The organism is Pandoraea iniqua (assembly GCF_902459685.1).
Classification (GTDB): domain Bacteria; phylum Pseudomonadota; class Gammaproteobacteria; order Burkholderiales; family Burkholderiaceae; genus Pandoraea; species Pandoraea iniqua.
The window spans coordinates 1,103,031-1,115,971 of the sequence record NZ_CABPSF010000001.1 but is presented as its reverse complement, the minus strand read 5'-3'; the positions used below and the strand labels follow the sequence as shown (position 1 = coordinate 1,115,971).

The following is a 12,941-nucleotide window of genomic DNA, read 5'->3' as shown; positions in this document are numbered from 1 at the left end:
TGTTCGTCTACCCAACGAGCCCCTATTCAGCCGCGGCTGCCCCCAGCATTTTCCGGGCCACAGCCCCCCTCAAATAAAACAGCCCACCGACCGAACTAACACTCAGACCGATGGGCTTCACCCCCTGACGATTTAACCTCGAGACTTACCGATCCTGCCGCAACGCCAGACGTTCCGCATCACTAAGACGAGACCACAGCGCCTGATCGACCTTCTCCCCCAGCCCCACGATCTGCACCGGGTTCGACGCGTTGTAGCCTGTCGTCGTGGGTGACAACAACGAGCGCAACGGTGCCGCTCTGCCCGGCTCCCCAGTCGCCGGTTCACTACCCTGCCCCAGCGTGCGCACCGTGAAAATCGACGGCTGTGACTGACGTGCGGCATTGCGCTCACGCTGCACGGCGTCCTGCGCCGCAGCGGCCGCCTGCGATGCGCTCGCGCTGGCATTGGTCAGCGCGGCAACGTTCACGCCAGCGACAACCGGCAATCCCGCCGACTTGCCCTGCACCTGAATGTTTGCGGCATTTACCACTTGCAGCGCCACCAGATTCAGACTGCCCGACACACGAATACCCGCCTCGCCCGCATCGATCGTCCCCAACGGCGCTAGCAGATCGACGTCGCCTGCCTTCACTTCGGGAATCGGATTGAGCGTGGCGATCCCGGCACCGGTACTCGGCACCTGCGGCGATAGCTTGACGTTGCCCCATTGGTCATATTCACGCTTGGGCGGCGTGTACACCACGGTGGACTTCGAGCCTCGACCGGCGTTGATATCGCCTTCCGACGACCATCCCAGAATGTCGCCGCCAAACGTCGTCATGATGCGGCTCTGCCCCAGCAAGATGCTGCCGTGCGAGAACATCTCGATGTTGCCGCCCCCTTGCGTCAACACCCCCGATTGCGCAGGCGGTGCCGCACCCTCAATGCCAACCACCATTCGGCCACCCGGCGTCAGCATCTGAATATCGCCGCCGAAATTGGTTCGGACGAAACCACTGCGCGGCGCATATTCATACCGCCGGTTGAGTTCGTCATACGTGGTGCGCAGCCCCCGGAACATCACGATATCGCCGGCGTACGTCACCGGATTACCGTCCGCATCGATGTCGGGTGCAAGTGCGGCAATCGCATTGCGGCTGCGCAGGAAGCTACCGTAGCGCGGGCTCGCCGGATCGTTGTACTCGCGACCACCGGCCTTCAACTCCGCAAAATAAACGTTGCGGGCAAAGACACGCTGCTGCGCCACCGGCAACGCGAAATAGAAGGCACGCGCTTCGTCTGCCGTCCCCGAGAATCCGTAACGTTCGCCAAGCCATGTCACGAGTTCGGTTTCGTACGTCTTGACGACCTTGCCCGCCTGATCGGCCAGCGGTACGCCGGTACGCGCCAGATTCGTCGCGTCCAGATAGGGTTTGACGAACTGGAGGTAATCCAGTCCCTTCGCCCCCACGCCCGCCTGCATGGCGATGCTCGCCCCGGGGCGCGTGTCGCTCGACACCACCGGCCCCAGACTCGTAACCCCCGCTCGATCCTCCATCAGAATGTTGCGACCGGCACTGATATCCAATGTGCCGGGGCCGGCCACGTTGAACGTGCTGTACAGAATGTCGCGCCCAGCGGACACCACCGAAACATCGGACGCATTGCTGTGCACGAACAAGTTCCCCGTGCCGGTGTAGCCGAACTCGGCATTCCCGATTCCCGCACCGTCCTCGAGCACCAGACTCCCGCTTCTCACGATGTCGCGCCCTGCCCGCATGGCGACCGGCCCGCCTTCGTACCATGTGCGGCCGAGTCTCGGGTCTTTTTCGAAGAAGTTTCCTTTGCCGGTGAATTTCAGGACACGTCCGGTGTTCACGCCGACGAGATCACCCTCCACCGCGTAAAAGAGCGACGTTGACGCGCCCGTATTCGGCAACCCGGCCGCAGAGTTTGCACCGAAGACAAACATAGGGAACGTCGAGCCGTTCGCGCGATTACCGTCCCCCGCATAGTTGCGGGCGTCCGCCGTCGACGCGTATGAGCCCCCAATGGGGTACATCCATGCGAGATACGCAGGCCGTTGCGGTGTCGGCATCGTGCTCGTCGGCGCGCTCGACGGGCTGACCGTGAACACCCCTGCGAAAATCGAATCGGCTGCGAGAAATTGCAACTCACCGCCCGACGCCGACGGCGCAAGCAGCAGGGGCATGGGGGCGACGCTGCTGTCAGCTTGGTAGAAACGAACCGCCTGGCCGTAGTACAGGCTGCCACTCGGCGCAACCGCCCGCAGAATCGATGGGTACACGATCCCCTCGTCGGTGACGGTGCCGACCATGCTCGTCAAGGGTGTGAGATTTCCCCCGGCGGACACCATATCGATGGCGGTGCGATTCGTCCACAAGGTGAACCAGCTCCAGCCATAACCATTGATGGCGGATTTGCTCACGTAGGGCGAATAAAACTCCAACGTCAGGCGGCCCGGGTCCGCGACGTCCTGCGTGACCTGATCCGCCAACGAATACAGGCTAAAGGTGGCGTCCCCCGGCACGAGTGTGAACCCGCCCCGCGCAATGCCTCGCGTCGACCGGAAAGCATCGAAGGCGCGCGTTTCATTCGGCGTATGTTGGGTGGCCGTGCTCCCGTAGGTAAGATCGATCGCGCCGATCGTCGCGGCCTTGATCTCCGTATGACCTCGCAGATTGGTGACCACGCCGTTTGCATGATTGAGGGCGCTCACACCGATCGGATTGATCGCGCCGCTCACACGCACGTCGAGATCGCCGCCGCCGGTCAAGGAGATGCTGCCATCCGGCGCGACGCGCCCGGTGCCCCCGACGGCCAGCGCAAGCCCCTGCGGACGCGCGTTCACGTTGATGTCATACCGGCTGCCCACGAGCCTTGCCAACTGACCTGCGTCGCCGTCGACCTGCGCCGTGAGATTGCCGCCGCCCAGCGTTCCGAAGCCGGTAAAGCCGACCAGACGCGTGACACCGTTACCCAACCCACTGACAAAACTACCGAAGTTGATCCACCATGCCGTAGGCTGCGCCGGTGCACCGATATCGACATCGGCACTGCCCTGACGCCAGAGCCACGTGCCGACATTGGCGCTGTCATAGCCGGCATCCTCCGGCAGCGGTCGCGTGGAGCTCGCCCCGCTCGGTTGCAGCAACGATCCCGTCAGGTTCCCCCCGACGCGCAGCAACAGATTGCCGCCCTGATCGGGATACCACGCGCGATACAAGCTCTCCTCGCCGCCGTTCACGAACGGCTCATTGTTGCCAGCCACTTCGCTGAGCACCTTGCCCAACGAATTTTTCCCGCGCGGCTGATTGAACGGGTCGCCCGGACGCGTGGCGCTCGACGACGTGCCTGCGGTATAGACACCGAACAGCGAGTCCATGCGCATGTTGCCGCCACTGAGCAGTTCCAGATCGCCCGTGCCCGTGCGCAACACGCTAAAGCGTTGGTTCGTCGGGGAGTAGGCATAGGTCATGCCCGGGGTCGTACACCATGTCGGGTTGTCCTCGCACAAGGTTGGCCATTGCAAGCCCACGGTATCCACCACGTCACCCGCGTGAACGCTCGGGTCGGCAAATTCGTCCGCACCTTGTTGGGTCCAGGTGTAGCTCACCTTCACCAGACAGTTTTCTGAATCGTTCTTACAAAACTCTTCGGCCGTCATGTCGACGCCAATGCTCTTGAGAAAATCATCTTCGATCTTCTCCCCGGCCACAATGCCGTCGATGCCGAGGTCTGCGGCGGCTTGCGTCCAGTATCCGACCCCCTTGGGCGGAATACCCCGGCCATACATGCCGTAGTGACTGTCCGCCAGTCGCAGATCACCATGCGGCGGGCGCGCTTGCACAATGCGGCTGTCGGCGGCGTCGGTGTCGGCCCCCGCCACCAGTCGCATCGACCACGACTGCGACCCCTCCGGCAACATTTGCGCGAGCGCCCACACCTTGCCCTGACGTCCGCCAATCTCCGGGCGCAATGCCACCGAGTCGGCATCCCCCGGCAGTTTGACGTCGGTTCCCGACGGAATGATCGCACCGGCAGCAAGCGCTTTGGCGCCGTTAAGCGATACGAAGTTTCGCGTCAGGGTCCCCTCTCCCGGGTCTGGCATACCGGGCAACGGTATGCCTTTCGGCCAGATCATCGCGCTGACGCTCACGCCAGAGGTGAACACCGACCCTGCGTCGAGACGCGCGTTCGCGGCGATGGTGACGGTCGTCTTCAGGACGGTGCCCGCCGCGTAAAGCACGTTGCCGGCGCTGTCGCGTATGGCGGCTGCGAGCACCGTCCCGGCGGGCAACACCAACGGCTCGGCGAGCGTGACCGATACCGGCACGCGCGCCCCTGCCGGGATAACGAAGCCTCTGATCGGCACGTCGTAATTGAGGACAGAACCGACGGGGAAGGCAGTGCCGTCGGCCAGCGTCACACCCACGCCCGGCACCACGATGTCGTCGCCGCCGAAGTTGATCCCCTTCAACAGCATCCAGCCCGAGTCGTCCTTGGTGACCGGTGGCGGCGAGAAGCCGTCGTTGATGCTGCCGAAAATGTCGAGATTGCCGCCGGCGCGCACGGTCAGCATGCCCACTTCGCCAGAGCCATAGACACCGGTCTTCGCCGACAGCGGATTCAGGCTCGCATAGCGGTAGCCGGACAGATCCACATCGCCACGAACCACCATGTCGCCGTCGGCGGTCTTGCTGACGACTTCAACGCCGGGACGCAAATGCAAGACGTTGAGGTAGTTGGCGTTGTTCAACCCCGCCATCTTCACGTTCAGCAGATTGCCGTTGGCCAGCGCATGGTCGATGAATTGCGTGCTGTCGGCGTGTTTGGCGTCGAGGTAGGCCTGATCGATCACCTGATACGGACGGCCACCCGCCGCCAGTTCCAGCACCGGTTTGCCGTTGACGTCCAGCACCACATTGCCGTTAGCGTCCTTGACGGTTGCATAAGGTGCATCGGCGTAACGCTGCATGCCATTCAGGGCAATCGACTTCGCGCCGCGAATCGCCACGCCGCCACGCGCATCGATGGCGATGTCGCCATATGTCGGGGCGTCGGCATCGTCGACACGGCCCTGACTGCCCACGCGCGGGGCATTCAGCGTCAGGGTGCCGCGCGACACCCCATCGTTCTGTCCCGGCACCGCACCAAACGCCGCTCCTGTGCCGTGTCGCAGATCGATCTGCGCACCGCCCGCCAGCGTCAGCGTGCCGTCACCCGAGCTGAGTTCGACGATGGCCCGGTTCGGGCTGTCGATGATCTTGCCGTAGCTGTCCACACGCAACAGCGTGCCATGCGCGTCAAGGACGGCACCGTCGGTCAACGTCAGCCCATTTTTTGCGGCCAGACGGATGGTGCCGACAGCGTCTCCGCTCGCATCGATACGTCCTGCCACCATCAGGCGGCCATTGTCGACAGACACGTTGACTTCGCCCGCCTTGACCTCGTTACCGATCGTCAGATCGCCGCGTTTGAGCTGGAAGCTGCGACCGCCCAATACGCCTCCCTCGTTCAGACGCGTGTTGAGTGCCGCGAACTCGGTATCCGGGGACCCCGCGCCCAGCGATTGCGCACGGACTTCCACCCGGGCGGACTTGAACGGCACGAGCGTGCCGCTCGCGTCGTAATAGCCGCTGCTCTTGCCCAGAATCCTGCCTTGCAAGTCCACCTGCCCCGCCGCCGCATCGAGGGCCACCGCCTTGAGCGTGCCGGCGCTGCTGTTGACGGCGGAGATGTCGATCGTCGACGCCGCAGACTGGAAGATGTTGCCGCCACGGCTTTCCAGCACGACGTCGCCGCCCCACGTGTATTTGTCGACGTCGAAGAAGCTTCGCTTGCGTCCTGCCAGATCGATCTGCGCGCTGTCGGCCAGTGTCAGGTCCTTGTCGGCAATCAGCGTGAGCTTGCCGCTCGGCAACACCACGGCGGTGGCCACACGCAAGGTGTCGCCGTGCAGGGTCAGATCCGCGCCAAGGGCATCGATATCGCGGGAGTGGTCGACGGGCGTTGCGCCCGCCGGTGCCGCGACGGAAATCGCACCGCCTGCCGTGATTCGGCTCGATGAACCCGCAGCCCCCGTCATCAGGGGTGTCGTCAGGTTCAGGTTGCCGCCTTGGTATTGGAACCCGTTGTAAGTGTCGTAAGCGCCTTGCGATTGATACACCGACAGGCTGCCCCGGTGGTTCGACGTAATGCGCTCGCTCGCCTTGATGTTGACGTTCGCGAAGCCCAGCGCCAGCCGCTCGTACGAGGTCACACTGCTCGGCTGAGCGAACGGGCTGAAGCCGAATTCGAAGCGATCCGTCTCCAGATTCAGCGTCCCGGCCCCCGTGCCTGCGCCGCCGGCAATCACCGTGCCGGGCATGTTCGACGTGCCGCCCCAGACCAGATTCGCCGTGCGAATTGTCGCGACGCTTGCGCTGTCGCCTTGCCCGTACATGGCCGGGGTCGTCAGCACCAGACGGCTCAGCGACGACTTGCCGGTGGCCTTGTCATAGGTATCGAGTACCGAATCGCCATAGAAATTGATGCTGTTTGCGGCGCTCAGCGTGAGCGTTTCCAGCGCGGGGGCGCCTGTCGACGTGTCACCGTGCAGCAAACGATCCAGCACGCGCTGGTTCATCGCCAGCCCCGCCGCAGCGGTGCCGTTTGCCTGCGCCGCTGCGAGCGCCTGCGTGGACCCGATGTTGATCGCGCCCACGGCCAGCGTCAGATTGCGCGTGCCGTAGCGCACCGCGTCGTCAATGGTGAATGTCCCGGTGGTCGACGCGGCCAGCGTGCCTTCTGAATAGAGCGTTGTCGTGCCGACACATTCGCCGGTGAGACACACACCGATCTCCAGTGCGCCACGCGCGCTACTGGTCGACGGCAAGATGTTGAGCAGCCCGTTGGACGCGGCAAGCACATAGCGGTCCGATTTATAGACGAAGCCGTCGGCGGCGTCGTAAGCGACCTTGCCACGGCCGAGCGTATTGATACTCGCGCCCTGCTCCACCCGGATCAGGCCACCGGGTGCCGTCGGGTCGGAGGATTCCGATGCCACCAGGAAAACTTCCGGTGCCGAAAGCGTGGTGCCGCTGCGCAGGTAGATCTCCAGCGGCGTATTTTCACCGAACGTCACATAGTTGCCGCCTTGCCCGTAGGTCGTCGTTGTCATGCCCCCGATGACCATGCGGGCTGCGCCGATATTGTTCAGGCTGTCTGCCCGCAGCGTGACGCCGGCAAACCCGGCGGTGGCCTGCGCGGCGACAATTTCGATCGCCTGCTTTTGACCCACGTTAGGCACGACAACGGATACCGTCCCCCCGTAGCCCCCCGCTGCGGGTGCAAAGCGACCGATGCCGTCGAATCGGAAGGCATTCGCCCCCGCCCCTTGCTGCAACGTCAGTTGAAGCGTCTTCGCGTCGGCCGGTAATCCGGGACGTGGAATCCCTCGACGAGCGGCATCCGCCAGCGAAAATGCGGTGAAGCCGGTTTCGTTGTACTGAGAATAGGTCCGCAGGACCTTTGCAGGCGTGAGAATGATCTGGCTGGCGAGGCTATCGTGCGTACCGGTTCCTGCGACCGACAGCGTGCCGGACGCCGACCACGATCCATTGCGCATTGCCAGCGCCGCCCCGCCTGCCCCCTGTCCCGCGCGTGCGTTGATCTCCACCCGGAATGCGCCCGGCAGCAGCGCATAGGTCGAGGGCATCAGCGTGTAAGTGCCTGCCGGAAGTCCGGGCACCCCCGCGCCAATGGTGATCTGGCGGCCGATGGCCGGATCGGCGGCACCGCCGCCCGACGACGGCGCGTAGCCACTTTGTGTGCCGGGAACAATCGCGTAAACCGGATTGGTCTTCAGGTCCGGCAGCGTCAGTCCGCCGTTCGGCCCCACTTGCACCAGCGGATAGAAGCGCGCGTCCGTGGACCCTCCGCGCCCGGAGACGAAGCCTGCCCCCGTCAGTTCCCCGCCGCCGGAAAGGTCCAGCACTGCGCCGCTATCGACAGTGATCGACTTCCCGCCCAGCACCATACCCCGCACGAGATTGCCGCGGAAGTCAGACCCGCCCACACCGTCTGGCGTGACGTCTTTGCCGTTGTACTGCCAGCTTTGCCCATCGGTCGTGCCGCCGTACGGCATGACAAGCCCGGCACCGCTCACGGAACTCACGCTCCCGGGGAGCAGGTGAACGTTCAGCGTGACCTCATCGTTGAAGCCGGTTGTGCCTATCCGAAGGCGTCCAAGCGGCGCGCGAACGATCCCGCCTTGTTCGATATTCGCTGCCAGCAGCGAGAGAGTGCCGAACACCGAGAAAGGGACATCGGGGATGGTATCGGTCGTGCGTGCAATGGTCAGCGTGCGTTTCGGGTCGTACCCGCTCGCAATGCTTCCCGCGATAACGGCAGCCCCCGCGTTCGTATCCGGGTACAGCTGTGCCGCGCGCAACGTGATGTCGCCGGGACCGACGAGCGAGGTGGCAGGCGCTTGCCCGTCCCATCCGTCGACCGTCGCCATGAAGCGCAGGTCTCCACGACTGGTCAATTCGATGAGGTCGGCATTGAACATCGTATTCCCGCGCACGTCGATCAGATTGGCGAGGGCATCCATTTTGGCGATGACCGGACGGACCTGTGGCGTCGCCGAGCCGGGGGTGACATAGCCGTCCCGGCCGCCCGGACGTTGCATGGCCAGACGAAGGTACGAGGATTCAAGATGCACGTTCGGCGAACCGGTGGAACCCGCCACCGTGGTGATCCCCCCGTAGAACTGAAGATTCTGGTTGACCTTGAGCGACACGTCACCGGCAACGGCGGTTGATGCGAACAACGAGAAATTGTCGAAGCCGCCCGCGTTGATCTGGGCAACGGACAAACGGCCATAGCCGTACGTCAATGCCGCAGCCGCCTGTGCGGGCGTCTGGATCGTGCGCAACGGGCTCGCGCTCTGCGTCTGTTCAAGAATCAGCTCGCGTGCTTTCAAGACACGTTGGGTGGCGTCATTCTTCCGGTACATCGCGGTGATTTGCGCCACCGACAGGGTGCCGCCGGCCGCGTTGCCGCCCCCTGATGCGGCCTTGAACGCGCCGTCCAGATAAAGACCGCTGTTGGATGCCAGCGAGATGCTGCCGCCATTCGATGCGACGAGTCGGTTCCCTTGCGCGTCGACATTGAGGGTGGCCTGCGCACCCGACGCGTCGAGCAATGCGCCATCACGCACGACAATGAACAGGTCCGAGCCCGTCGCGGTGCCGTTGACGTGATTGATATCGCCACCGATCACGATGTTGCCGCCGTTGCGCACGAAACCGTAGGGATTGCCGCGCGCGTCGAGCGCCGTGGCCGCGCGGGCTGCGACGTCAAGCACGGCGTTCTCGCCGATCCAGATCGAGCGGCCGTGCCCGATCGCATTCACAGTCTCGGCGAGCAGTCCGTTTTCCTTCATGTCGCCCAGCGTGATATTGCCGCCCCAGGCGTTGAGGGTGCCATCGATCGTCATCTGACCGACGCTGTTCAGCGTGATCGATTGGCCCGGATCGACGCTGACGACAGCCCCCTTGCCGATCGTCAATTGCGATGCCGCCATGTCCGCTGCCGTGGACAGGTAATTACCCGTCTGGAGCATCAGACTTGCGCCCTTGCGCTGGGTCAGTTTCGCCTTGGCGGCGTCGGCCTGATACAACGGCGGTGTCCAGACGGTGAACATGCCACGCAGGTCGCCAGTGGTCAGATCGCGTGTTTCATCGGCGCGACGATAGACCGGCATGGTGACGTCGACGTACGTGCCGTCGTTGACCGCCACGCCTGATGCGCCCGTTAGGCGGTAGCTGGAGAATCCCTTATTGAAGAATCCGGCATCCCACGCCAACGTGCCGGGTTCCGGCACGGCCGATGCGTCGCCGATGACGATCTTGCGCGACTGAACGTCCAGCGTGCCGCCGCCGCTAAAGCCATAGGCACGAATCGCAGCGTCTGGATCGAGGGCCAGGGTTGCACCGTTGCCCACGGCTGCCAGCGTCACATCGCCGCCACGTCCGCCCTGCAACTTGCCGTCGCTCATGACCGCCAAACCGGAGGACACGTCGATCATGCTGCCACGCGCGAGCGCCAGATTGCCGCTACCGCGAATGGAGACACTGCCACCGTCGCGATACGGCAGGCCATCGACACCTTCGGGGGACGTCAACAAGTTGCGCCACAAGCCGCTCGCGTCGAGTTTCACCCCCTCGGCAATGGCTACGTTCCCGATGGGCGATGCCACATTGACGACGGTGTCGGCGAGGCCGTTCTGGCTCATCTGATTCAGCAGGCTGCCAATCTGAATGCGCCCGCCATGCGCCGTCACATCGGCATTCACGGCAATATCGTTGCCAAAAAGCGTGAGCGTGCCGCCCGAGGCCACCTGAAGCGCGCTGCCCACTTCGATCTTGTCCTTGGCTGCCACACGGATCGCACCGAGGGAAAAGCCGTTGAGCAACGACGTGTCGAGTACCAGCCCGCCCTGACGATCGGCAGGCAGTGCCGTCGTGAGATCCAGCCCCGCCGCAATCTTCGCCTGCGCCTCACGCAGGTCGACCTGACGCATCACCGCGCTCAGGTTGTCGTAAAGCAGCCCGCTCGTCTTGTCATACATCGGCTGGATTTTGCCGACGATCAGTTGACCGCGACGGGCGGCAGCGTTCTGCGACTGGTTGTACGAATCGAGGTCCGGTGCCGGCGCTTGCGTCTGGCGCGCGCCCTGAAACACATCACCCACGATGCCGCCTTCGAGCACCGCACCTTGGGTCGAAATCACGAGACGGCCGGCATCGCGGCCAACCGTGTAGCCATTTTCCAGCCGTGTGGTCGAGCCGATGAACGGCGTGGCGTAGTACTGCGTCGCCTTGTCGCCCCAGCGGGCGTGAGTGTCCTCGAAGCCCTTGTAAATGCCGGTGTATAGCAAGTCGCCGGGGGCTGACGACACCTCGTAAAGACGCCCGTCGGCGCCCTTGAGCCACGTCTGGTTCAGCGTGCCCGTCTGCACATTGAACGTGCCGCCCGACAGATTGATCTTCGAGTCGGCTTGTGTGACGACGTCTTTACCGCTGAAGGTCAGCGAGCCGCCCTGCGCCATCCATTCGCCGACCGTATGACCTTGTGTGCCGAGATAGCCGCCAACTTCGAGCAAGCCGCCAGCGGTGTACCACCGGTCGCTGTCGTAGCCGTTCGTGCCCTTCGGGACAAACACGACTTTGCGCCGGTCGATCCACACGTCATTACTGTTGAGCAGCAGGTTGTCGCGATTGCCCGGCGCGTCGCGTTGCTCGTTGCCCTGCACGTTGACCTTGACGTTGTTGCTCTCCATCGACAGATTGACGCCGACGGCCCCCGAAACATCGAGTTGCGCACGGTCGCGCACGAGACTGCGTGTCGCGGCGTTGACGACAATCTGCCCGCCGGTGGCAAGCGTCAACGAATCCGGCAGAAAGTCGACGGTCCCGGAACTCGTGATTTCCACGCGCGACTGATCGCGACGGTCATTCACCGGGTTGATGTCGTACTGGCTGTCGACGGGCGGTCCGAGCAGGGAACTGCGCTGGCTATTCAACGCGCTGCCATTGCCTTCGATGACGATGGCGCTCGTTGCGCCGGGGCCAAGGGCCACCTTGCCGTCTGCGCCGAGGGCCACGAAATGCAGCGTACCGCGCGTGTTCACCGTCGTCGTGGCGATGGCAACGGCGTTTTGCTGTACGTCGCGCCCAACGAGCGATACATCGCCCTCCCGCGCCACGATCAGCCCAGTATTGCGAACCAGCCCCGACGCGCTATTCGCATCGAACTGCGGCGTGACCATGTTGCCGCGCGTCGTCAACGTGGGATCGCTGTCGGTGCCGACACCCCGCCGGATGATGAAGCTGTCGCCCGCCGCCATGGCGGCCTGTCCTCGCGGTGTGGCAATGCTGCCCGCGTTGTGGACTTCCTGCCCGAGCAGCAGCACGTAACCGCCCCCGTCCGTAGACGCATTCGGTGCGCGCGTGGCGATCTGTGCGCCCGCCTGCACCTGCACCTTGCCTGCCGCCCCCGTGAAGGTCGGCGTGCTCGTGCCAGTGCCGTAAATACCGTTGTTCTTGAACTGGTCGTTCGTAATGCTGGCGGCTGCTGCCACGAGGTTGCGTGTATCGACCTGACTCGTGCCTGTGAACAAGATCCCGTTGCGGTTCGCGATCAGTACGGTGCCGTCCGCCTTGATCTGGCCCTGAATGACGCTCGGACGCGCCTGCGGATCGTTCACGCGGTTGAGTACGGCCCAATCGCGTTGTTGATCGAACGCGACGGTCGTGTTCTTGCCGACGTTGAACGTCTCCCAGTTCAGAATGGCCTTGTCGGCGGTCTGGCGGACGGCGACCGTAGTCTTACCGTCGGACGTCGTCTGCGTCGGCGCGTTCGCGTTGATCCAGCCTTGCGTCAGGCTATTGGTATCGACCTTGAGGCCACCCGTTGCCAGTCCATCCGGCACGGAAGCATCGCTTTGCGCGGCCTGACGCGCTGCCGCTTGCATCGATTGTTGCGCAGCAAGGGCCTGCGCCGTGATGCCCAGATTATCGATGGAGCGCTGCAACTGAATGTTCGCGAGACGCTGCTGCTCCGAGGGCGTATTCAGTGACGACACCGGCATGCCGTTGGGCAACCGGCCCGTCTGCGTCGCCGTGCTCTGCGCGGCGCCCCGGGCAGCGAACCATCCAGCGCTGAACGCCTGCTGGGCGTGGGCATCGACGAACAGACCTCCTGTCGCAAGGGCTATCGCCACGGCGCGCGTCATCGGCGAGACACGGAGCAATCGATGAATTCTATTAGGATGCCGTAATTTTTGTGATGCGCCCTGGTGCCCGCGTGTGTTCATCTCAAATCCTGCCGATAGAGGGTGTCATACCCGTTCAACTGCCCGCCCCGTGCCGGACAGTCCTGTTCATCGG

1 protein-coding gene is annotated in these 12,941 nt (G+C 63.8%); it reads right to left on the bottom strand.

Features of this window, described 5'->3' with window-relative positions:
* Positions 1–145: 145 nt before the first annotated feature.
* Complete coding sequence (locus PIN31009_RS04905; protein ID WP_217426757.1) at positions 146–12,787, bottom strand: filamentous haemagglutinin family protein; 12,642 nt, start codon at positions 12,785–12,787, stop codon at positions 146–148.
* Positions 12,788–12,941 lie beyond the last annotated feature (154 nt).